Source organism: Flavobacterium sp. Root420 (assembly GCF_001427905.1).
Classification (GTDB): domain Bacteria; phylum Bacteroidota; class Bacteroidia; order Flavobacteriales; family Flavobacteriaceae; genus Flavobacterium.
The window spans coordinates 408,377-432,071 of the sequence record NZ_LMEF01000012.1; the positions used below are offsets into that span (position 1 = coordinate 408,377).

Genomic DNA, 23,695 nt, shown 5'->3' on the forward strand with positions numbered 1-23,695 from the left:
GTTTTAGTTTCTCTAAACAGTTTTCTAATTACTATTAAAATCATTTTTATGCAAAAAAATATCATGTTTTTTAGTATGATTTTGCTTTCAGTATCTGTTTTTTCACAAGAAGATTTACAGGAAGTAAAAGTGACTAAAAAGCAAAAAGGAATAAAAAAATCCTATACACTTACTGCCAATACAACCGTAATTACAAGTAAAGAATTACTAAAAGCGGCTTGTTGTAACCTGGCCGAAAGTTTCGAAACAAACCCGTCAATAGATGTCAATTTTTCGGATGCTTTAACAGGAACCAAACAAATAAAAATGTTAGGTTTAACAAGTCCGTATTTAATGATTACGGAAGAAAACATTCCGTCAGTTCGTGGAGCTTCTCAGGCTTATGGATTATCTTTTACACCCGGAACCTGGATCGAAAGTGTTCAGATTACCAAAGGAGCCGGTAGTGTTATTAATGGTTATGAAAGTATTTCGGGACAAATAAACACTGAGCTTTTAAAGCCCTTAAGCGATATTCCGTTTTTTCTGAATGCTTACGGATCTACCGATGCCCGTTTTGAATTGAATACACATTTCAATAAAAAAATATCTGATAAGTGGGCGACAAGTTTATTCGTTCACGGAAACACTCGTGTAGCCAAAAACGATATGAATAATGATGGATTTCTTGATAATCCATTAGGAAAACAAATTAATGTTTTAAACCGATATCAATATTATAATCCCGAAAGTGGTTTGGTGAGTTTTATCAATTTCAGATATATGAATGATAAAAAACAAACCGGAGAAGTTGATTTTGATAAAGATAGAGATCGGGGAACAACCAATCATTGGGGTTCAGAAATTAATACTGAACGTTTTGATGTGTCGACTAAAATTGGGTATGTTTTTAAAGATATGCCTTACCAGAGTATTGGTTTTCAAAATGCTTTTAACAGTCATAATCAGAACTCTTATTTTGGTTTGAATCTGTATAATATTAAGCAGAATAGTTTTTATTCGAATTTAATTTTCAATTCGATTATAAATAATACGAAGCACAAATTTACAACAGGTTTAAATTTCAGTTATGATCAATATCAGGAATTTGTAAACGTAACAGACTATAGCCGAATTGACAACTCAATTGGAGTCTTCTTTGAATACACTTATGATAATACAGATAATTTCAGTTTAATATTAGGTGGAAGAGTGGACAATCATAATCGATTAGGTTTTTTTGTAACACCTCGCTTGCACATGAGATATAACCCATGGGAAAACGGGGTGATTCGCTTTTCTGCCGGAAGAGGAAAACGTTCAGCTAACATTTTTGCCGAAAATCAACAACTTTTTGCTAGTTCCAGAACGTTTACAATACTAGATAATAATGGTAAAATTTATGGTTTGAATCCTGAAATCGCATGGAATTATGGAGTAAGTTTTTCGCAGAAATTTAGACTTTTTAATAAAAATGCCGAAGCTGGTTTTGATTTTTACAGAACTGATTTCCAAAATCAGGCTGTTGTCGATTTGATGCAAAGTCCACAGGATGTTTTGTTTTATAATTTAAAAGGAAGTTCATTTGCGAATAGCTTTCAACTGGAATTCAATTACGAGTTAATTCATAATTTGAATTTGAGAACGGCCTACAAATATTATGATATCCAAACAGATTATTTAAGAGGAACTTTTCAGCGTCCTCTTCAGGCCAAACACCGTTTTTTAGGAAATTTAGAATATGAGACTCCATTAAATAATGATAAACAATGGAAGTTTGATTATACTTTTAATTGGTCCGGAAAACAGCAATTGCCCTATACCGCATCAAATCCGGTAGAAGATCAATTTCCGGATTTTTCACCTTCATATGCTGTGATGAATCTTCAGGTTACCAGAGTTTTTTCACCTGTTTTTGAAGTGTACATTGGAGGAGAAAACATTGGAAATTATAAACAGGAAAAAGCAATTTTAGGAGCCAATGATCCTTTTGGTCCCAACTTTGATGCCTCTGTAGCTTATGCCCCAATATTTGGACAAATGTATTATGCAGGGTTACGGTTCAAGATAAAATAAAAATACAATAACAATATCACTAACATTAAATAAATAATAAAATGAAGAATTTAATTTTAATTGCAATGATCGCTTTTTTAGGATTTTCAGTTCAGGCTCAAACTAAAAAAAATAAGAATTTAAAATATACTACTGAAGTTAACGGTAACTGTGAACAGTGTAAAAAGCGTATCGAAAAAGCGGCATTTAGTGTACCTGGAGTTAAGACTGCCAGTTGGGATATTAGTTCGCATCAGTTGACGGTTATTTTGAATGAAGAAAAAAGTTCACCGGAGGATTTGAACAAAGCCATTGCGAAAGTAGGGCATGATACAAAAGAGGTAAAAGCAACCCAAACAGATTACGATAATTTACATACGTGTTGTAAGTACGAAAGAGACTAATATTTTTTAGAAAGCCAAGCCAATGCTTGGCTTTCTTTATCGTTAATTTATCTTTAAAATGCCGTAATTTATTGTGGTTAAACTAAATTATTCTTACTTTCACAAACTTATAAATGTAACCAAACTCATTTTATGAATAATTTTGATTGGACTCAATTAGTCAACCCTGAATTTTATATAACTTTAAGTATCGGTGGTTTTCAAATTGGTTTATACATAGTGCTGTTTATCGTTTTTGCTGAAACAGGACTTTTTGCTGGTTTTTTTCTTCCCGGAGACAGTTTACTTTTTTTAGCAGGTATTTACAGTCGTGACTTAATTCAAAATGTGTTTTATATTCCTAATGATTTTTTAAATGTTTTTTTACTTTCAACACTAGTGGCCATCATGGGTGTTTTAGGAAACATGACAGGTTATTGGTTCGGTGCTAAAAGCGGTTATTATTTATTTAAGAAAGAAGATAGTTTTTGGTTTAAAAAGAAGTACTTATTACAATCAAAAGATTTCTTTGAAAAATACGGTGGAAAAGCAATAATTTACGCTCGTTTTTTACCGATTTTTAGAACTTTTGCTCCAATTATAGCCGGTATTGTTTCTATGGATAAAAAGAAATTTATGTTCTATAATATTTTGAGCTCTTTTTTATGGTCTTTTATATTAATTTTTTCAGGACATTATTTATACGGCGTCTTTTTAGAGCATGGGATAGATCTAAAAGAACATATAGAATATATTATCATAATTATAATTATTATATCTACTTTTCCTGTTTTGCTTAAGCTATTAAAGAAAAGACCAATAGAAAAGATATAAAATACAAATTCAAGTATAAAAAAATCCTAAGTTCATAAAACTTAGGATTTTTTTATGTTTAAGAAACTTAAAGCGGGACTCTACAGTTTCTCAAGTCGATTTTATGTAAAGTATTTAAATTATAGCCCACGGTTTCAACCGTGGGGATCATAATCGAAATTATATCTCACAGTTGAAAACATTAATTTTTTTAATTGTTACCATTCATTTACTTTATTGGCATCCATTTTTAAGAATATAAACAGTAAAATAGTAAAGCCCCAGAGTCCGGAACCTCCATAAGAAAAGAAAGGTAATGGAACTCCAATTGTTGGAAAAATCCCGATAACCATTGCAATATTCACAAAAAAGTGTGTGAATAAAATGGCAGCAACACAATACCCATAGACCCTGCTGAATTTTGTTTTTTGTCTCTCAGCTAAGTATATTACACGTAAAAACAGACCTACAAAAAGTGCAATTACCACAAACGACCCGGCAAATCCCCATTCTTCACCAACTGTTGTAAAAATGTAATCGGTATGCTGTTCAGGTACAAAACCACCTTTGGTTTGGGTTCCTTCGAGAAAACCTTTTCCAACCCAGCCACCTGATCCAATAGCAATTTCTGACTGATTTGTATTGTATCCGATACCCTTCATATCGACTGTTTTACCTAATAAAATATTAAAACGATCTCTATGGTGTTGTTTAAAAACGTTATCAAAAACGTAATCTACAGATAAAACAAAAGCCGAAATCCCAACTAATATTAATCCGCTTAAAATTATGTTTCTGTCTACAACTCTACCTTTAAAATGAATAATCATTAATACTCCTAAAGCGATTAGTATAACTACATAAGGTTCTAAAACAAGTGTCAGGACAAACAATAAAATGGTAATAAAACCTGTCCATACATACCATGACGGCAGACCTTCTCTATATAATACGATAATAAAAATACTGTAGATAAGGGCGCTTCCAGGATCGGGCTGAGGTAAAATTAATAATACAGGTAAAAACACGATTGCTAAAGCCTGAACTTGCCTGTTTACGTCTTTTAGATTTATTTGGGTGTCACTTAAATATTTGGCCAATGCCAATGAAGTTGCAGCTTTTGCAAACTCAGAAGGCTGTAATGTGAAACTTCCAATTGCATACCAGCATCTTTGTCCGGCAATCGTTTTTCCGAATACAAATAATCCTGCCAATGATAATAATGAAACTCCGAAAATAATACTGGCGTATTTTTCGTAGAATTTTCCATCAACAAAAAGAACAACGAATATTAAAGGTATAGTACAACCAATGAAAATTAATTGCTTTTGATAGGTTCCTTCAGTCGATAATAGTGATGATGAATAAATATTTAGCCACCCTAATGTCACCAAGGCAATATAGATAAAAACGCTTATCCAGTCCAGGTTATTTTTTACACTTTGATTTTTCATTTGAAATAATCTTTGTTAGTTTTCTTTAGTGGTGTCTACAGGTATATTTTTGACTTCTACTTTCGGTTTTACAATTTTAGCTCTCATAACAGAATCTTTTGGAGTAGATTCAATTGCACTCGCTGCCGTTATACCACCAACCTTAGCATACTCGCTTAAAAGGCTTTTGTTTAAAACACGAATTTCTAAATCATTTCTTGTGATTTTCTTTCTCAAATATTTTTCGATCATCAAACTGGCAATCGGACCAGCGACAGTTGCACCAAATCCTCCGTTTTCAATCATAATAGCTATAGCTATTTTTGGATTGTCTTTTGGAGCAAAAGCCACAAATATAGAGTGATCTTTAAGCTGAGTTCTTTTTCCGTTTATTTTAGCAAAGTTTTCTGCCGTTCCTGTTTTTCCACAAATATCAATACCTTCTACTCTAAGGGCGTAAGCTGTTCCTTTGTTGTACACATCAAATAAACCGCTTATTACAGGAGGAAAGTATTTTTGATCAATTGTTGTAACGTGTTTAGTCGTGAACTTAGCATCAATTTTTTTTCCTTCAATCTTTTTAATGATATGAGGTGTATAATAATAACCCTGATTGGCAACTGTTGCCATCATATTTGCTAATTGAATAGGCGTCATTAAAACTTCTCCCTGACCAATAGAATTGGATATAATTGTTGTGCTTCTCCAACCTCCATTAGGATAAATTTTCTTGTAGGTTTTAGATGTTGGGACATTTCCTTTTTTACCTGTTGGTAAATCATATCCCATAAACTGACCTAAACCAAAACTCTTTACGTGATCACTCCACACATCAACAGCTTTGCCCGGATTTGAATATTTATTAATCGTTAGCATGTATGCATTTGCAAAATAGGTATTACATGAATTGTAAATACCATTATGCAATTGATGCGGACCAAAACCGTGGCATTTCATAAAACGGCCTCTACCATAACTAAATCCATGATGACACATGAAAGTCGTTTGCTCATTAATTACGCCTTCCTGAAGCGCCACCAAACCTGTTAAGATTTTAAATGGAGAACCAGGAGGATATTCTGCCAGAAGTCCTCTGTCATATAAGGGTTTTGCAATCGAATCGTGATATAAAAGGGTATAGTTTTTAGATCGTTGTCTTCCTACCAAAATACCAGGATCATAAGATGGCGCAGTAACTAATGCTAAAATTTCACCAGATTTAGGTTCAATAGCAACAATTCCACCTCTTTTATTAATCATCAATTCCTCTCCGTATTTTTGAAGTTCAGAATCAATGGTTAAATTTATGTCTTCTCCGGCAACAGCGATCGTATCATATTTTCCATTTTTATAGGAACCTATTTCTCGGTTGTATTTATCTTTTTGGATGTATTTTACACCTTTTATACCGCGTAAGATTTCTTCGTAGCTTTCTTCGACACCTTGTTTTCCAATTAAATCCCCACTATTGTAATAAGGGTTCTTCGCAATTAATTTTTCGTTTACCTGAGTGATAAATCCAAAAATATTAGCGCCATAATCTACTTCATAATCACGGAGTGATCTTTTTTGGAAATAAAATCCTTCGAACTTTCTGATTTTCTCCTGAAAAGCAGCAAATTCACTTTTGTTTAATTGTGATAAAAATACAGAAGGTAAACGAGGGCTGTATACTCTCGCTTTAGCAACTCTTTTTTCGTAATCTTCTTTAGTAATGTTAAGTAAAGTACAGAATTCATCAACATTAAGGTCTTTCTTAATGTCGCGGGGAATAACCATGATGTCATAAGAAGCCTGATTGGCGACTAATAATTTACCATTTCTGTCATAAATATAACCTCTTTCAGGATAGTCATACTGTTTTTTTATTGCGTTATTTTCTGATTTTAATTTAAATGAATCATCAATAACTTGCAAATAAAATACCCTGATCAGCAGCAAAGATGCTGCGATAATAATTAAAGAGGGCAGCAAAACTTTTCTCATCGTTTATTGGGCTTAATAAGATAGATTATTATGATTGAAATAATTATGGTAAAAATGGTACTAAACAGAGTTCTGAGTAAAATATCCCAAATAAATTTAAACTGAAAAGCTTCTAGTATAAATAATATTATGTGATGCAATAATACAGAGACCAGAATGAACGAAAAGCGTTCAGGTGTGAGGGATTCGTTTAGTTTTATCGTCTGATATTCGTAACTCAGTCCAAATGAAAATTTAAAAATATAAGGTCTGTAGTAGGCGAGAATAACACACGCAGTAGCATGGATACCTCCCGAATTACAAAACATATCCATAGTAAGACCAAGTAAAAAGCTTGAAATTATCAACCCGGATCGATTGCTGTTTACAGGATAAAGAATGATATATAGAATGTACGGAAAAGGACTTATGTATCCTAAAAAATTCATATTATTAAAAATAACAATCTGAATTGTCAGTAACATAATAAATCGAAAAATATTGACTAACAATGCGCTATTCATCTTTTTCCTTGTTTTCTAAATTAATAAGTTCTTCTCTGTCCTTGCTTTTAATGATATATACGTGTCCAAGATTTGTCATATCATTGAATAACTTAACTTTTATAACATAATAACTTGTACCTTCTTTTTTGTATACAATATCTACCGTTCCAATATTAATTCCTTCAGGAAAAATTACAGACTGTCCTCCTGTAACGATTGTATCTCCTTTTTTTACAGAAGCTAACCTGGGAACATCTTCTAACTGAACAAATCCTGTACTTTTTCCATTCCAGGTCAATGAGCCAAAGTGATTTGATTTTTTTAGCTTCGCGTTGATTTGCGATTTCATATTCAAAATACTTATCACTGTTGAATATCTTGGTGATGTATTGTCTATAACCCCAATAATTCCTAAACTATTGATTACTCCCATGTCTGGTTTAATGCCGTCATTTGATCCGGAATTTAACGTAATATAGTTTTCGTGTCTGTTATAAGAGTTATGAATTACTTTTGAAACAATAATATCAGCAGGTTTTACTCCTTTTACGCTATCCGCCAGCGGTACTTTAGTAGTGTCCTCTTTGTTAAAAAGAAGACTTTTTAATCTGGCGTTTTCAAGTACAAGTTCGTCGTTTTCAGTTCTTAGATTCAAATATTCATTAATATGATTAATTTTCTCATAAACACCTCCGCTTAAAAAATTAGCTGAACTGATTACTTTGCTTCTGTGATAGGAATGAGATTGAATGCTGAGAACCAACGAAATACCTAAAAGCAGCAAAAACAGCAATCGGTTACTGTTTCTTATAATGAAATTAAAAATTTGCTGCATTTCTTGTTTGGTTATTTTGTTTCAGGATATGCTTTATGGGTTCAAATTTTATGAGAGTCAAATTTGATCATTGACTCTCATGAAAAAAATATTAGTTATTATTTTGAATCTTATTTAATTAAGATACTTTTAAATTTCGCAATGTTTTTTAATGCCATTCCGGTTCCACGAACTACTGCTCTTAAAGGATCTTCGGCAATGTAAACAGGTAAGTCTGTTTTTAGTGAAATACGTTTGTCAAGACCTCTTAACATAGATCCACCACCAGCTAAATAAATACCTGTGTTGTAAATATCGGCAGCTAATTCAGGAGGAGTTTGAGATAAAGTCTCCATTACAGCATCCTCAATACGTTGAATTGATTTATCTAATGCTTTTGCAATTTCACGATATGAAACATCTACTTGTTTTGGTTTTCCGGTTAGTAAATCTCTACCCTGAACTGACATATCTTCCGGAGGTCCATCTAAATCTTCGATAGCAGCCCCAATCTGAATTTTTATTTTCTCAGCAGTACTTTCTCCCACAAAAAGGTTGTGTTGTGTACGCATGTAATAAACAATATCGTTTGTGAAAACGTCACCTGCGATTTTTACAGATTTATCACATACAATTCCACCTAATGCAATAACAGCAATTTCAGTTGTACCACCTCCAATATCAACAATCATGTTTCCTTTTGGTTGCATGATATCGATGCCAATACCAATTGCTGCTGCCATCGGCTCATGAATTAAGTAAACTTCTTTTCCGTTTACTCTCTCACAAGATTCTTTTACAGCTCTCATTTCAACCTCAGTAATTCCAGACGGAATACATACTACCATGCGTAAAGCTGGAGTAAACATTCTTTTTTTCAATGCCGGAATACTTTTAATGAACATATTGATCATTTTTTCTGAAGCATCAAAATCGGCAATTACACCATCTTTCAAAGGCCTTATGGTCTTGATGTTTTCATGCGTTTTACCTTGCATCATGTTGGCTTCCTTACCAACAGCAATGATTTTGCCTGATATTCTGTCACGTGCAACGATTGACGGACTATCAATAACAACTTTATCATTATGAATGATTAAAGTGTTTGCGGTACCAAGGTCTATCGCAATATCCTCGGTCATGAAATCAAAAAATCCCATAAGTTTTTTAGGGGTTTAAAATGTTATAAATAATTATCGAACAAAGTTAAACAAATTAATGTTTAAAATGACGTGTTCCTGTAAATACCATTGCAAGATTATTTTCGTTGCAATAATTGATGCTTAATTCATCTTTTATTGATCCACCAGGCTGAATTACAGCGGTAATTCCTGCTTTTTTAGCTAATTCTACACAATCCGGGAAAGGGAAAAATGCGTCACTCGCCATTGAAGCTCCTGTTAAATCAAATCCGAAAGCTTTTGCTTTGTCAACAGCCTGCATCAAAGCATCAACTCTTGATGTCTGACCAGTTCCTGATGAAATTAAAGTTCCGTTTTTAGCAAATACGATTGTATTTGATTTTGTGTTTTTACAAATCTTCGAAGCAAAAATCAAATCCTCTATCTCTTGAGCAGTTGGCTCTGTTGTTGTAACGGTTTTTAAATGCTCTTTAGTATCTGTAATAGTATTTCTATCCTGAATTAACAAACCATTAAGACATGTTCTCACTTGTCTTGAAGGCAATTCAACTTCATTTTGAATTAATATAATTCTGTTTTTCTTTTCTTGTAAAACAGCGATTGCATCGTCATCATAACCTGGTGCAATTACAACCTCACAAAATAATTTATTGATTTCCTGTGCTGTAGCTAAGTCGATTTTAGTGTTTGCAATTAAAACTCCGCCAAATGCTGATGTTGGGTCGCAAGCCAAAGCAGCTAAATAAGCTTCGCTAATTGTTTTTCTTGAAGCTAAACCACAAGCGTTATTATGTTTTAAAATAGCGAATGTTGGTCCGTCAGTTTTAAATTCATTAATTAAATTTACCGCAGCATCAACATCTAACAAATTGTTATAGGACAATTCTTTTCCATGAACTTTTTTGAACATTGCGTCAAAATCTCCAAAGAAAAATCCTTTTTGATGAGGGTTTTCTCCATATCTTAAAACTTGGCCACCTGCAATGCTTTCTTTGTAAATAGTTTCGTCAGTATTAAAATAATTAAATATAGCACCATCGTAATGAGAAGAAACATGGAATGCTTTTGTAGCAAGCAATCTTCTGTTTTCTAATGTTGTTGCTCCATTTTGTTCTGTAATCAAATCTAAAAGTAAACTGTACTCATTTACTGAAGCTACAATTACCGTGTCTTTGAAGTTTTTTGCACCGGCACGAATTAATGAAATTCCGCCAATATCAATTTTTTCAATAATATCTTGTTCGCTTGCACCTGATGCAACCGTTTTTTCAAAAGGATATAAATCAACAATTACCAAATCAATCTGAGGAATATCAAATTCTTTCATTTGCTGAACATCACTTTCATTATCCTGACGATTTAAAATTCCTCCAAAAATTTTCGGGTGTAAAGTTTTTACTCTTCCTCCAAGAATTTCAGGAAATGAAGTAATATCTTCTACAGGAACTACAGGAATTCCAAGGTTTTTTATAAAATCTTCAGTTCCTCCAGTCGAATATAATGTTACGTTTTGTTCGTGCAATTTTCTAACGATTGGCTCTAGTCCATCTTTCGAAAAAACAGATATTAATGCTGATTGAATTTTTTTTGTTGTGCTCATTGTGTAGTTATGTTTTTCAGACTGCAAAAGTAGTTTTTTTAAATATTATTTTAAAGAAAATTAATGTAACATTATCTTAAAAAAAACTACTGATGAGTAAGTTAACTTTTATTAGGTTTTTGATTTTAATTTATTGAATTTTACTTTATTGAAAAATACGAAAATATGCTACTTTATTTAAGATTATTAAAGGAAAGTCTGAGCTTTGCCATAAATGCTTTGCGAAATAACAAATTGCGTACATTATTATCGTTGTTAGGGGTTACAATTGGTATTTTTTCGATTATTGCCGTTTTGGCTGCCGTTGATTCTCTCGATCGTAAAATTTCTAAAGATTTGAGCAGCTTAGATAAAAATACAATTTATTTAATGAAATTTTGCTTTGGGCCTTCTGAAATTCCACAATGGAAAAGAGAACAATTTCCAAATGTGAAATATGATGAATATATCGCTTTGAAAAACTCCTTAAATAATACAGAACAGGTAGGGTATCAGCTTTTTGTAAATAGAGAAAGTTTAAAGTATGATTCGAAAACTGTTGCAGATGTAAATATTGTTCCTTCTTCTTATGAAATGGTTGATATTGACGGATTGAGTTTTGATAAAGGAAGATTTTATACCGAATCTGAATCGAATTCGGGATCGCCGGTAATTGTTTTAGGATATGAAATTGCAAACGGACTTTTTGGCTCTGATGATCCTATCGGAAAAAGTATTCGCTTATACGGACAACGTTTTTCTGTTATTGGCGTTATGACAAAACAAGGAGCTGGTTTTTTTGGAGATAGTAATGACACCTCTGTTTATTTGCCGGCCAATTTTTTGCGTAGGATGTACGGTGATAGTGATGCGATGACACCGGTAATTGTATTAAAACCTGTGAAAGGAATCGATATGGATGCTTACAAGGCTGAAGTTGCACAGAAATTAAGAGCTATTCGTGGTATGAAAGCCGGTGAAATTGATAATTTCTTTGTTAATGTACTTTCTGGATTTACAGATTTTATTGACGGGATTCTAGGTCAGATGAATGTTGTTGGATGGATTATCAGTGGATTTTCTCTTTTAGTAGGAGGGTTCGGAATTGCGAATATTATGTTTGTTTCGGTTAAAGAGCGAACAAACTTAATTGGAATTCAAAAATCACTCGGAGCTAAAAATCGTTTTATATTATTTCAGTTTTTATTTGAAGCCATAATCCTTTCAGTAATTGGGGGAATAATCGGACTTTTAATGGTTTGGGGGATTGCATTGATTTTAACGAAAGTGCTTGACTTCGAATTTGTTTTAAGCTTTGGGAATATAATTTTAGGAACTACATTAGCAGCTATTATTGGATTAATATCCGGAATTCTTCCGGCAATTTCTGCAGCCAATTTGGATCCGGTTGAGGCAATTCGAACTGGAATGTAGTACATTGTTTTTGTGTTATTAATTGTGATTTTTTTTAAAGGACTAGATAATTAAATACCTACCTGGCAGGTATGCAATTTAAATCAATAAATAAATGAGCTTTAACTTGAAACCCGTCGATACCGTTGAGTCTATTTCTAGAGAAGATTTTAAAAAAAACTATTTAGACAAGAGAAAACCTTTAATTATAAAAGGATTAACAAAAGACTGGCCTGCAAGAGAAAAATGGTCAACGGATTATTTTAAGCAAATTGCAGGAGATATTGAGGTGAAACTAGTTGATAATTCCAAAGCAGATCCTACAAAAATAATTAATGCTTCTATAGCCACTATGAAATTTGGTGATTACCTTGATTTAATAAAAAGAGAACCAACACAATTACGCATTTTTTTCTTCAATCTTTTTAAACACAGACCCGAATTAATTAATGACGTGAAAATCCCTAAGGAATTAATGGGCGGTTTTATAGAAAGTATGCCCGCCATGTTTTTTGGAGGCTCAAGTGCTTTTACCTTTTTGCATTATGACATCGATTTACCTCATCTTTTTCACACGCACTTTGGAGGAAAAAAACATATTATATTATTTGATTATAAATGGAAGAAAAGACTTTATTGCGTTCCAAATACTACTTATGCCTTAGAAGATTATGATGTTGCCAATCCTGATTTTGAAAAATTCCCCGCTTTAAAAGGTGTCGAAGGTTATGAGGTTTTTCTGGAACACGGAGATACCTTATTTATGCCAACCGGAATGTGGCATTGGATGCGTTATGTAGACGGTTCTTTTTCCCTGAGTCTTCGTGCATGGGATCGATCGATAATCCGAAAAATGGCCAGCGTATGGAGTTTATTCATGCATGGAGCAGTAGATAGTGCTATAAAAATAGTTTTTAGAGAACGTTATGCGATATGGCGCGAGAAACTAGCTTTTAAACTAGCTGAAAAAGAATTAAAAAATAACAGACCAAAAAATAGTGCGGCTTAGATTTTGAGATGACAAAACATAAAAAAAATCCCAGAAAATATTTTCTGGGATTTTTTTTATGTTTTTAGAAGTTTAAAACTATCTAATCGTATTATTTTGAATCAAATCGATATACAAGTTAATCTTGTCTTTCAATTCTTTTCTAGGCGTGATAAAGTCTAGGAAACCGTGCTCTAAAAGAAATTCAGCAGTCTGGAAACCTTCTGGTAAATCTTTACCAGTTGTGTCACGAACAACACGTGGTCCGGCAAAACCAATCAAAGCACCGGGTTCAGAAATATTAATATCTCCTAACATAGCATATGATGCAGTTGTTCCTCCAGTTGTTGGGTCAGTACAAAGAGAAATATAAGGTAATTTAGCTTCGGCTAACTGAGCTAGTTTTACTGATGTTTTTGCTAATTGCATTAACGAATAAGCAGCTTCCATCATACGAGCTCCACCTGATTTAGAAATCATAACAAAAGGTAATTTGTTTTTGATCGCGTGATCAATACCTCTTGCAATTTTTTCTCCAACAACAGCTCCCATAGATCCTCCAATAAAGGCAAAATCCATACAGCAAATTACAAGCTCTTTTCCTTTAGATTTTCCAACTCCCGTACGTACAGCGTCTTTAAGGTGCGTTTTTTCCATTACATCTTTCAATCTTTCTGCATATTTTTTTGTATCCACAAAATGCAAAGGATCTTTTGATGTCATGTTTTTATCTAATTCAACAAATTCATTATTGTCGAATAAAATTTCAAAATAGGTTGCGCTTCCAATTCGAACGTGAAAATCATCTTCTGGACTAACAAATAAGTTTCTGGCTAATTCGTCAGCATCAATAATTTTTCCGGTAGGAGATTTGTACCACAATCCTTTCGGAACGTCCATTTTGTCTTCTGTAGCGGTTGTAATCCCTTTTTCCTGTCTTTTAAACCAAGCCATTTTTTTAATTTTAGAATGTAGATTTTAAAGTTTAGATTTTTCAATCTGATTTAAAACTTAGATTCCAGGCTTTTTAGAAGTCTGAAATCTAAATTCAAAAATCTAAAATTTAAAGTGTATTTACGTTATTCAAGTCTGCAAAAGCTTGCTCAAGTCTTGCATTGAATGTCACTTCGCTTTCACGAACCCATCTTCTTGGGTCATAATATTTTTTGTTAGGAACATCAGCACCTTCCGGGTTACCAATTTGAGATTTTAAATAGTCAATGTTTTTAACCATATAATCACGAATTCCTTCAGTATAGGCAAATTGTAAATCTGTATCAATGTTCATTTTGATAACTCCGTAGCTGATTCCTTCTCTGATTTCTTCAAGTGTAGAACCTGAACCTCCGTGGAAAACGAAATCTACCGGGTTATGTCCAGTGTTGAATTTGTTTTGAACGAAATCCTGAGAATTTTTTAAGATTTTTGGAGTTAATTTTACGTTTCCTGGTTTGTAAACCCCGTGAACGTTTCCAAAAGCAGCTGCAATTGTAAATTTAGGACTTACTTTAGATAATTCTTCGTAAGCATAAGCTACTTCTTCTGGTTGTGTGTATAATTTTGAACTGTCAACATCAGAGTTGTCAACACCATCTTCTTCACCACCTGTAATACCTAGCTCGATTTCTAATGTCATACCCATTTTACTCATTCTGGCTAAATACTCTTTACAGATCTCAATATTTTCTTCGATTGGCTCCTCAGACAAATCGATCATATGTGAACTGAATAATGGTTTCCCTGTTTCTGCAAAATGTTTTTCAGATGCATCTAACAAGCCATCAATCCAAGGTAATAATTTTTTTGCACAGTGGTCAGTGTGTAAAATTACAGTTGCTCCGTAAGCTTCTGCCAATGCGTGAATATGTTTTGCTCCTGCGATTCCACCAGCAATTGCTGATTTTTCACCTGCGTTAGACAATCCTTTTCCTGCGTTAAATTGTGCTCCTCCGTTTGAAAATTGAATGATAACTGGCGCATTAAGTTTCGCTGCAGTTTCAAGAACTCCATTAATTGTGCTTGACCCCGTAACATTTACTGCTGGAAGTGCAAATCCTTTTTCTTTCGCATAATTAAAAATCTCTTGTACCTGATCTCCTGTAGCTACTCCTGGTTTAATATTGTGTGCCATTGTAATTTTTTTTAGTTGTTTTTAGGTTTTTAGGTTGCAAAAATAAGAATTAATTAGCATTAGAAAGGATAATTTATACCAAAATTTAAAACCGAGTGGCCAAAATTGTACTCTTTGAACCAGCGGTCTCCCTTCTCATGTGCCGGATTATAAGTCTTGAAGCCTAAATCTAATCGAATTACAAAAAAGCTTAAATCGTATCGTAATCCGAATCCTGTACCTAAAGCAATTTCAGCTAAATCGTTTACGTTGGAGAATTTTGCCTTCTCATCGGTGACATTATCGAGCACATTCCAGATATTTCCGGCGTCTGCAAAGATAGCTCCCTTAACATCTCCGAAAACTTTGAATCGGAATTCGGCACTCAGTGCAATTTTCATATTTGCCTCATTAAAATCATCCAAAGCATCAGTACTTCCCGGACCTAATGAGTAAGGTTGCCACGCACGATTATCATTTGAGCCTCCGGAATAATAACTTCGTGAAAACGGAATATAATCTGAATTGCCAAAAGGAATCGCAATTCCGAAAAAACTTCGAACTGCTAAAACTTTCTCTTTTCCGAAATCCCAGTGTTTGATATAATCGAACTCCGTTTTAAGATATTCTGAATATTCCAAATTGAATATTTCATAATTGCCATTTACGTTTTTTTGAAGATTTGCTATATTCGAAACAGCAGATAATAAAGTTCCAGCTGATTCTATTTTGGCTTTAAATTGATAAAAAGTATTGTCTGCAAGATCTTTTTTTGTTGTTTTGGTAAACGTATAGCTTGAAGCCAAAATGAAGTCATTTTCAGTTAAACGAACTCTTCGTTCTTCTATACTCTTTACGTCTTGATATTGCTCATCTGCTGGTGTTAAGGCTGTCTGTTCTGTTAAAACATCATTAGTAAAGCCAGTAGTTCCCTTCGGAATAGTTAGATTTTTTTTATCTTGTTCTTCTGGTACATCTCCCCAGTTGAGAGGGTTGTTATTATAGCCTTTACCAATGTTATTTAGTTCATCATAAGAAGAAGTATAAACATTAAAGTAATTATCCGGATTTAAGTTACGCACAAATTGTGCATTCAATACTTCTAGCTTTGCAGTATTTAAACGCTTTGGAGACCAGTTGTAAGATAATCCACCAGTAAAATTCTCTTTGTCCAAACCAATATTCCGCTGCTTTGAAAAACCTGCAGCGATAGTGGTCGAAGGAATCATTCTTTTCGGAATAATTTTTTCTGTCCCAAAAGGCATTAAGATCCTTGGAAAATTAAGTTTTGTGTCAATTCCGTATTCCGAAACATTAAAGAAATTATCATTCGGATTGGCCATGTCTTTAGATGATCCGACATTTACACGTGCTGAAATCTCTAATGTTTCAGCTCTGTTGAAGACATTTCTGATCGTTTCTGAAATACTTGCTCCAATTCCAAAATCCTGAATGTTGGAGTGTGTAAGATCAAAGGTGGCACCGAAACTATATTTTTTCCTTGGTGTCAGATAAACATTCGCTATTAATGACTGAGCTGTTGAATCTCGTTTATCAACTTCATATTGTATAGATGGATAATTGAAAATCTTCAGGTTGTTTAAATAACGTGATGAAAGTGTTGTTCTTGTGTCAGAATAGGTGCTTCCTTTATTAATAAAAATGGCATCAGTAATGGCACGCGGTTTATATTTTAATTTTTTGTAACTGTACAAATTAAAGTTTTTATAAGTCGTACTATCGTTTATTTTGTTTTTTGCATTAGCCGCTGAATAATCAGTATAAATATTGACGTCACTTATTTTGTACAATTTAAATGGTTCCGTTCTGCTTGAATCTCTTTCCTGAATATTATTATTGTTAATTTTTAAATTAATGTCTGCCTTATTTTTTTTTCCAATTGTATCTATATCAAAAGTAATATAAGTTGGCTGGAAGAAATAAGCACCATGATTTCTGAAATAAGTGGTTATACGATTTTTTTCTTCTTCAAAATCTGAAGTTTTATATTGCTTTCCGGATTTTAAAACTGAAGGTTCCGGATTTGTTTTATATAAGGAATCTAAAGCCGGAGTTAAAATGGTTGTTCTGATAGAATCTAAAGTGTAGCCGGGACCAGTAATAATATTGTAATTTATTCTCGCTTTTTTTGGCGCTATGCTATCAATTGTGTAATCAGTTTTTACATTAAAATAGCCATTATTGAAATAATAGAATTTCAAACGTAATAAAGATTTTTTTGTTTTTGTAGTATCAATAATAACTGGCGGTTCACCTGTGTTTTTTAAGAATTCATGGAAACCTTTGTAAAAAAATGATTGTCCAAGTCGGTCCACTTGTTTTGCAGATAAAAATTTTGCCTGACGCTCGTACAAACCGGGATGATTTTTAAATTTTGCCTGATAAGTAGAATCTGGATTTAAATTGGCTAAATTGTACAAATTTAAACGCAATTTATACCCTAACAGAGTACCATTTGGTTTTTGATACATCTGATTTGATGCAGTTTCATCATTGGTATTCTTTCCATTAACAAGAATATTATTTTTTACAAGAAGCTTTTTTCCATCAGGAACTCTTTTTACAGCATCACAAGCGCAAATAAATATTGCTATTAGAATAAATGCTATTATTTTTGTGGAATTATTTTTCAAGTGTTCTAAAATATTTAATTCAAAAGTACATTATTTTATGGTTAGTAAAAACCAAATAAAGCTTATAACAGGTTTGCATCAAAAAAAGCAACGTTTTGCCAATCAATTATTTTTTGCCGAAGGAGTAAAAGTAATTCAGGAATTGTTGCAATCCAATTTTGAATTAGAGCATTTATACACGACTTTAAATGATTTTGAGACTGTTCAGTCTTCAAAGCGCACTCTTGTTAATGAGCAGGAACTTAAAAAAATAAGTGCTTTGGCAACTCCAAATTCTTGTTTGGCTGTATTCAAAATCCCTGCCGAAAATAAAATAATCGAGTCAGGATTAATCATTGCGCTAGACGATATTAGAGATCCCGGAAATTTGGGAACAATTTTACGTCTTTGTGATTGGTTTGGTATCAAACAAATCATTTGCTCTAAAGAAACAGTAGATATTTATAATCCAAAGGTAGTCCAGGCCACAATGGGGTCTATTGCCAGAGTAAATGTTAACTATATTGATTTAAAAACTTTTATCACACAAACAAAATTACCGATTTTTGGAACTTTTATGGACGGTGATAACATCTATCAATTAGGTTTGCCTCAAAACGGAATCATTATTATGGGTAATGAAGCCAATGGTATTTCAGCAGAAATTGAAAAAATAGTAACCAGCCGAATCTCAATTCCAAGGTTTGGAGAACTACAAAAAACGGAAAGTTTAAATGTAGCTACCGCAACAGCAATTATTCTTAGTGAATTTAAACGAAATAGTTAAGAATTTGTTTTAATGAAAAGTGAAATTAATTAAAATTGCCCGTGATTTCATGGAGTCGATATTATCTGTCCATGGACTTGGCCCTTTTGCAGGGTTATCACGAATTAATTCGTCAGTAATTCCAAACATACCTCTGATAGAAGGAGAGAAAATAAAATATTCCGAGAAGATATCAATCCCAAAACCTATTTCATAAGCTGAAGTCCAGGGTTTAACTCTAAATTTTCCTTCAAAATTATCATCTTGCGATTTTGAATTGCTTGATAAATTTAATGTAGTAGACATTCCGCCAACTAAATAAGGACGAATATTCCCAGTTCTTAAGGCTGAGAATTTCAATAACAAAGGAAAGTGAATATAAGTACTGTTTACTTCTCTTAAGTAATCTTGCTCTGAGGCCATATTTTGATAATACAAATCACGTTTTGTATAATACAAACCTGGTTCAAAACGTAAATTAATATATTCATGCAATCTTAAATCGGCAACAACGCCGACATTAAAACCAGTAGTCTTTTTTACCTGAATATCAGGACCGGGATTTTTGTAGTCAAATTTAAAATCAAAACTATTAAAACCTAAATAATAACCAAAATACAGGCGTTGTTTTTGCCAGTTTTCAAGATTGATTATAGGGTCTTTGCTAAACATACTTTTAGCAAATTGCGAATATCCTTTTGTCGATAAGACTAATAAAAGTAAGATTACTGTTTTTTTCATACTATTTTTTAGAAGCAGAATAAATGGTTGCAACTCCAAAAGTTTGAGGCATTGCCACAACATCTATAAACCCAATTTTTCTCAAAATATTGTTTAAGGCTTCTCCGTAAGGAAAAGCGGCTGCAGATTCTGATAAATAGCCGTAAGCCGAATTATCTTTTGAAAATAATTTTCCGATTATTGGAAGTATATTTTTGCTGTAAAATCTATAACCTTGTTTATATGGAGTTTTATCCGGAACTGAAGTTTCTAAAATAACAAATACGCCGCCTGGTTTTAAAACTCTTAAGATTTCAGAAAAACCTTTTTCTAAGTTTTCAAAATTCCGTACTCCAAAACCAACAGTAATGGCATCAAAGTAATTGTCTTCAAAAGGAATATTTTCAGAATCACCTAAAACTAAATCTATAATATTAGAAAGGTTTTTATCTTCAACTTTCTTCTTACCAACTTCAAGCATTCCTGCCGAAATATCCAAACCAATGATTTTTTTAGCCTTAGTCTGAGCCATTAAAATAGCTAAATCGCCAGTTCCTGTTGCAATATCAAGAATAATTTTCGGATTAGTGTCCGATACGATTTTTAATACTTTTTTTCGCCATTTAATGTCGATCCCAAATGAAATTACGCGATTCAAATTGTCGTAATTCCCAGAGATGTTATCAAACATTTGGGCAACCTGTTCTTTTTTACCTAAAGAAGAGTCTTTATATGGGGTTATTTTTTCAGACATTTTTTTTATTTACGCAAATATAATACAAACTGTGTTAACTGTAATTGCGTTTTTTAATTTGTAAATCAAATGTTTTAGAATAAGCTTTTTAGAAAACACCCGAGTTGTGTTTTTGCTTCTCACTAAAAGTAGGTATTTTCAAAAAATCACTAAAAGTGGGTATTGTGCAATTCTTGATTTATGGCCACTTTTGTTAAAGATAAAATGATGAAAATTTTAATGATTGGTAGAATAAAATGACTTAAATCAAATGAATACTTTCTTGCACTGGTAATTTCATTTGTTCTTGTAAGTAGTTTTGAAAGTGTTGTCTTAAACCACAATACTGTTTTTTTAAAATTAGTGCAAAATACGTTCTTAGGATTAAATTTGTTTTTGGAAATTTTAATTTTCTTGCCTTTAATATCTTAGTGGTATTTGTTATTAAAGGCTCTTTTTGAGATTTATTCTCAAATAACTTTAAATGTTATTCAGTTAATTCAAATGTTTAGACATTTGTGATTTTTACAAAAACTACTTCCTGAAAGAGTCAGATCTAAAAAAATCAATCATTTTTAAAAAACATCCTTCAAAAGAGGATGTTTTTTTATTTATCGTCGAATGTAAGTTTCGTAAGTGTAATCATAAAGATGTTTTTCATCTTTGAAATTTTCTTCAGATTCCACTAATTGCCAATCGGTTTTATCAATTTCAGGAAAATAAGCATCAGCATCAAAGCTATGGTGTACTTTGGTTATTTCTAATATATCCGCATGCTCCATTCCTAAATTGTAAATTTCCCCTCCGCCAATGATGTATGAATCTTCATTTTCAGGGCAAACAGCAATCGCTTTTTCTATACTATCAACAACAATACAACCTTCCGGATTGTAATCTTTTTGTCGTGTTATTACAACATGAACTCTGTTTGGTAATGGTTTTGGGAAGCTTTCAAAAGTTTTTCTTCCCATAATAATATGATGATTTGTTGTAAGCGATTTGAATCTTTTGAAATCATTTGGCAAATGCCATACTAATTCATTATTTTTCCCAAGAGCATTATTTTCGGCAACAGCCGCTATCATTATAATCATGGTATTCTAACTAAATTTTATTATCAGTATCCTCATTTACTCTGGACTCTAATTGACTAATTCTTTTTTGCTGTAAAGCAACAAGTCTGTCAATTTGTTCTCTTTCCCATTTTTTATTCATGAAACGGTCTGTAATATAGACTTTTATAAAGTGTAGAATGAAGATGAAAAACCATATTGTGATACCCCAAATACACCAATTTTGATCTGTGTTAGCGCCAAAACCAAAAAATCTGTTCGCAATAAATAAAAATAAACTGCCTAATAGAAAAAGTACAAAATGGAAATATAGAATTTTTTTTTGTCTAAGTCTTCTTCGGGCGTATTCGTATTGTTCGTGCACTTCTTTTTCCATAAGACAATTAATGAATAATAAGGTTATAAAGTTAGAATTTATTTTGAAATCATAGTATTTTTGAGTGTAGAATATTTGTATTCAGGTGAATGATAAATGAGAAACACAAAATTTTAGGGGGTTTAAATTATTAATAAGCCTAAAAAAAATAGTTGTTTTTGCTATTATCATAAATCGGTAAGGTGGCTATTGAATGTTCAGTTGATTTTCTGTAATTTAGGTGTATAAATCTAAAAACTAAATAGTTATGTCTCTAAAGAAACAATTTATCAAAACAAAACCAGTGTGTAAAGTTACATTTTCTGTGGAAGCTAAAGATGCAAATTCAGCTGCTGTAGTTGGAGATTTTAACAATTGGAATCCGGAAGAAGGGACTTTAAGCAAGTTAAAAAACGGAACTTTTAAAGCAACTTATGACTTAGTGAAAGATGCGATTTATGAGTTCAAATATGTAATTGACGGATTGTATGTAAATGATCCCGAAGCTGATTCTTATAAATGGAATGACTTTGCCGGAAGCGAAAATAGTGTTTTAGTTGTATAAAAAATCTGCTTAATGTGAGCGGATTTTTTTTATTTATACAGCAACACTTCCTTTTATGCCCGCATGTGGTTCATAGTCTAAAAGTGTGAAGTCGTTATAATCAAAATTAAAGATATTTTTAATCTCTGGATTTAAAATCATTTTTGGTAATGGTTTTGGCTCACGGCTTAATTGCAGCTCTAATTGCTCAATGTGATTGTTGTAAATATGTGCATCTCCAAAGGTGTGAATGAATTCGCCTGCCTCTAAATCACAAACCTGAGCGATCATCATAGTTAGCAATGCATAAGAAGCAATATTAAAGGGAACTCCTAAAAATATATCAGCACTTCGTTGGTATAACTGACAAGAAAGTTTGCCTTTTATCTCACCTTTTTCAACATCGGGACTCGAAACATAAAATTGAAAAAAGGCATGACAAGGAGGTAAAGCTGCCTTGTTATTGGCTACGTTTTCTTCAAATGATTTTTTTGTATCCGGCAAAACAGATGGGTTCCAGGCTGAAACCAGCATTCTTCTGCTATTTGGATTTGTTTTTAGTTCTGTAATCAACTCAGAAATCTGATCAATTTCTTCGCTATTCCAATTGCGCCATTGATGACCATAAACAGGACCTAAATCTCCATTTGAATCTGCCCAGGCATCCCAAATTTTCACTCCGTTTTCCTGAAGGTATTTAATATTGGTATCGCCTTTTAAGAACCAAAGCAATTCGTAAATGATAGATTTTAAATGCAGTTTTTTGGTCGTAACCATTGGGAAACCTTCACTTAAATCAAAACGCATTTGGTAACCAAAAACACTTTTTGTTCCTGTTCCTGTTCGGTCTCCTTTTTGGCAACCGGTTTCTAAAACATGTTTTACTAAATCTAAGTATTGCTTCATGATTGCTTTAAGCTTTAGGCTATAAGCTTTAGGCTTTTTCCTAATTGCTTGTAGCTTGTTTTTTATGTTTTACGCTTTACGCTTACAGCCTAAAGCTTACGGCGTATAGCCTTAAAATTATCTTTTCGATATTTCGTCTCTAATTTTTGCTGCTTTTTCATAATCTTCCTGAGAAACGGCCTGATCTAAAAGCTCATTTAGTTCCTGTAAAGTATGTTTTGCATACACATCACCAGATTGATTGCTTTCTTCTTCATGACCAAAAGTCTCCGGGTTAGAAAGAACGTCGTCAATTTCCTGAGCGCCGGAATCGGTGTCAGCAGTATTCGATTTTAAGTAAATTCCCGCTTTGTCCAAAATGTTTTTGTAAGTGAAAATCGGAGCATTAAATCGGAGTGCCAAAGCAATTGCGTCAGAAGTTCTGGCGTCAATAATTTCTTCGATTTTATCTCTTTCGCAGATTAGACTTGAATAAAAAACACCGTCAACCAATTTGTGAATGATGACTTGTTTTACAACAATATCAAATCTTTCAGCGAAGTTTTTGAATAGATCGTGCGTTAATGGACGAGGAGGTTTAATTTCTTTTTCTAAGGCAATAGCAATCGACTGGGCTTCAAAAGCACCAATAACAATTGGTAATTTTCTTTCACCATCAACTTCATTCAAAATTAGAGCATAAGCGCCATTTTGAGTTTGACTGTATGAAATTCCTTTTATGGACAATTTTACTAGACTCATATATGTGGGTAAAAAAGGGCAATTAATGCCGCATTTTAATACTT

At 32.8% G+C, this 23,695-nt stretch carries 22 protein-coding genes; 7 read left to right on the top strand and 15 right to left on the bottom strand.

Annotated elements, in window-relative coordinates:
• The first annotated feature begins 48 nt into the window (after positions 1-48).
• The 3 genes from ASC72_RS09455 to ASC72_RS09465 all read left to right on the top strand — a co-directional run bounded on the left by ASC72_RS09455 (position 49) and on the right by ASC72_RS09465 (position 3,251).
• Positions 49-2,055 carry a TonB-dependent siderophore receptor gene (locus tag ASC72_RS09455; RefSeq protein WP_056190151.1) on the top strand — a complete coding sequence of 669 codons (2,007 nt, stop codon included), beginning with the start codon at positions 49-51 and terminating at the stop codon, positions 2,053-2,055.
• Between the two features lie 41 nt (positions 2,056-2,096).
• Positions 2,097-2,438, top strand: a complete 342-nt coding sequence (locus ASC72_RS09460; RefSeq protein WP_056190153.1) for a heavy-metal-associated domain-containing protein — start codon at positions 2,097-2,099, stop codon at positions 2,436-2,438.
• A gap of 132 nt (positions 2,439-2,570) precedes the next feature.
• On the top strand, positions 2,571-3,251 hold the full coding sequence (locus tag ASC72_RS09465; RefSeq protein ID WP_056190155.1) for a DedA family protein: 681 nt from the start codon (positions 2,571-2,573) through the stop codon (positions 3,249-3,251).
• A gap of 197 nt (positions 3,252-3,448) precedes the next feature.
• On the opposite strand, the gene rodA is transcribed toward ASC72_RS09465, so the two are convergent.
• The 6 genes from rodA to purH all read right to left on the bottom strand — a co-directional run bounded on the left by rodA (position 3,449) and on the right by purH (position 10,690).
• Positions 3,449-4,684, bottom strand: a complete 1,236-nt coding sequence (gene rodA, locus ASC72_RS09470; protein ID WP_056190157.1) for a rod shape-determining protein RodA — start codon at positions 4,682-4,684, stop codon at positions 3,449-3,451.
• A 15-nt stretch (positions 4,685-4,699) separates the two neighbouring features.
• The gene (gene mrdA / locus ASC72_RS09475; RefSeq protein ID WP_056190158.1) at positions 4,700-6,649 is read right to left on the bottom strand and encodes a penicillin-binding protein 2; all 1,950 of its coding nucleotides are present in this window, start codon (positions 6,647-6,649) and stop codon (positions 4,700-4,702) included.
• A complete protein-coding gene (locus tag ASC72_RS24510) occupies positions 6,646-7,152 on the bottom strand; it encodes a hypothetical protein (protein WP_056190160.1) in 507 nt (168 codons plus the stop codon). Before ASC72_RS24510 ends, mrdA begins: the two co-directional genes overlap by 4 nt.
• Positions 7,145-7,969 carry a rod shape-determining protein MreC gene (mreC, locus tag ASC72_RS09485; protein WP_056190163.1) on the bottom strand — a complete coding sequence of 275 codons (825 nt, stop codon included), beginning with the start codon at positions 7,967-7,969 and terminating at the stop codon, positions 7,145-7,147. Before mreC ends, ASC72_RS24510 begins: the two co-directional genes overlap by 8 nt.
• Before the next feature lie 110 nt (positions 7,970-8,079).
• Positions 8,080-9,108, bottom strand: coding sequence for a rod shape-determining protein (locus tag ASC72_RS09490; RefSeq protein ID WP_026983887.1), 1,029 nt, complete (start codon positions 9,106-9,108; stop codon positions 8,080-8,082).
• A gap of 55 nt (positions 9,109-9,163) precedes the next feature.
• Positions 9,164-10,690, bottom strand: coding sequence for a bifunctional phosphoribosylaminoimidazolecarboxamide formyltransferase/IMP cyclohydrolase (gene purH / locus ASC72_RS09495; protein ID WP_056190166.1), 1,527 nt, complete (start codon positions 10,688-10,690; stop codon positions 9,164-9,166).
• 165 nt (positions 10,691-10,855) lie between these two features.
• Between purH and ASC72_RS09500 the strand changes: the two genes are divergently transcribed.
• Both ASC72_RS09500 and ASC72_RS09505 read left to right on the top strand, forming a co-directional pair.
• Positions 10,856-12,103, top strand: coding sequence for an ABC transporter permease (locus ASC72_RS09500; protein ID WP_056190169.1), 1,248 nt, complete (start codon positions 10,856-10,858; stop codon positions 12,101-12,103).
• A 94-nt stretch (positions 12,104-12,197) separates the two neighbouring features.
• Positions 12,198-13,091, top strand: a complete 894-nt coding sequence (locus ASC72_RS09505; protein ID WP_056190171.1) for a cupin-like domain-containing protein — start codon at positions 12,198-12,200, stop codon at positions 13,089-13,091.
• A 78-nt stretch (positions 13,092-13,169) separates the two neighbouring features.
• On the opposite strand, the gene accD is transcribed toward ASC72_RS09505, so the two are convergent.
• The 3 genes from accD to ASC72_RS09520 all read right to left on the bottom strand — a co-directional run bounded on the left by accD (position 13,170) and on the right by ASC72_RS09520 (position 17,834).
• Positions 13,170-14,024, bottom strand: coding sequence for an acetyl-CoA carboxylase, carboxyltransferase subunit beta (gene accD / locus ASC72_RS09510; RefSeq protein WP_056190173.1), 855 nt, complete (start codon positions 14,022-14,024; stop codon positions 13,170-13,172).
• 109 nt (positions 14,025-14,133) lie between these two features.
• Positions 14,134-15,201: a class II fructose-bisphosphate aldolase gene (gene fbaA / locus ASC72_RS09515; RefSeq protein WP_056190175.1), complete on the bottom strand. Its 1,068-nt coding sequence runs from the start codon at positions 15,199-15,201 to the stop codon at positions 14,134-14,136.
• A gap of 59 nt (positions 15,202-15,260) precedes the next feature.
• A complete protein-coding gene (locus ASC72_RS09520) occupies positions 15,261-17,834 on the bottom strand; it encodes a BamA/TamA family outer membrane protein (protein WP_056190177.1) in 2,574 nt (857 codons plus the stop codon).
• Positions 17,835-17,871: 37 nt separating this feature from the next.
• Between ASC72_RS09520 and ASC72_RS09525 the strand changes: the two genes are divergently transcribed.
• Positions 17,872-18,600 (top strand): RNA methyltransferase, encoded by a 729-nt coding sequence (locus ASC72_RS09525; protein WP_056190179.1) that lies wholly within the window; start codon positions 17,872-17,874, stop codon positions 18,598-18,600.
• A 9-nt stretch (positions 18,601-18,609) separates the two neighbouring features.
• Here the strand turns inward: ASC72_RS09525 and ASC72_RS09530 are convergent, their stop codons facing one another.
• From ASC72_RS09530 to ASC72_RS09545, 4 genes are all read right to left on the bottom strand, one after another.
• The gene (locus ASC72_RS09530; protein WP_056190181.1) at positions 18,610-19,320 is read right to left on the bottom strand and encodes a porin family protein; all 711 of its coding nucleotides are present in this window, start codon (positions 19,318-19,320) and stop codon (positions 18,610-18,612) included.
• A gap of 1 nt (position 19,321) precedes the next feature.
• On the bottom strand, positions 19,322-20,053 hold the full coding sequence (ubiE, locus tag ASC72_RS09535) for a bifunctional demethylmenaquinone methyltransferase/2-methoxy-6-polyprenyl-1,4-benzoquinol methylase UbiE (protein ID WP_056190183.1): 732 nt from the start codon (positions 20,051-20,053) through the stop codon (positions 19,322-19,324).
• Positions 20,054-20,643: 590 nt separating this feature from the next.
• Positions 20,644-21,126, bottom strand: a complete 483-nt coding sequence (locus ASC72_RS09540) for a dihydrofolate reductase (protein WP_056190185.1) — start codon at positions 21,124-21,126, stop codon at positions 20,644-20,646.
• Between the two features lie 10 nt (positions 21,127-21,136).
• Positions 21,137-21,481: a 2TM domain-containing protein gene (locus tag ASC72_RS09545; RefSeq protein ID WP_056190186.1), complete on the bottom strand. Its 345-nt coding sequence runs from the start codon at positions 21,479-21,481 to the stop codon at positions 21,137-21,139.
• A 247-nt stretch (positions 21,482-21,728) separates the two neighbouring features.
• On the opposite strand from ASC72_RS09545, the gene ASC72_RS09550 reads away from it, so the two are divergent.
• A complete protein-coding gene (locus tag ASC72_RS09550; RefSeq protein WP_056190188.1) occupies positions 21,729-22,025 on the top strand; it encodes an isoamylase early set domain-containing protein in 297 nt (98 codons plus the stop codon).
• Between the two features lie 33 nt (positions 22,026-22,058).
• Here the strand turns inward: ASC72_RS09550 and ASC72_RS09555 are convergent, their stop codons facing one another.
• Positions 22,059-22,910 carry a thymidylate synthase gene (locus ASC72_RS09555; RefSeq protein WP_056190190.1) on the bottom strand — a complete coding sequence of 284 codons (852 nt, stop codon included), beginning with the start codon at positions 22,908-22,910 and terminating at the stop codon, positions 22,059-22,061.
• 117 nt (positions 22,911-23,027) lie between these two features.
• Entirely contained in the window at positions 23,028-23,651 is a 624-nt protein-coding gene (locus tag ASC72_RS09560) for a bifunctional nuclease family protein (RefSeq protein WP_056190192.1), read from the bottom strand.
• Positions 23,652-23,695 lie beyond the last annotated feature (44 nt).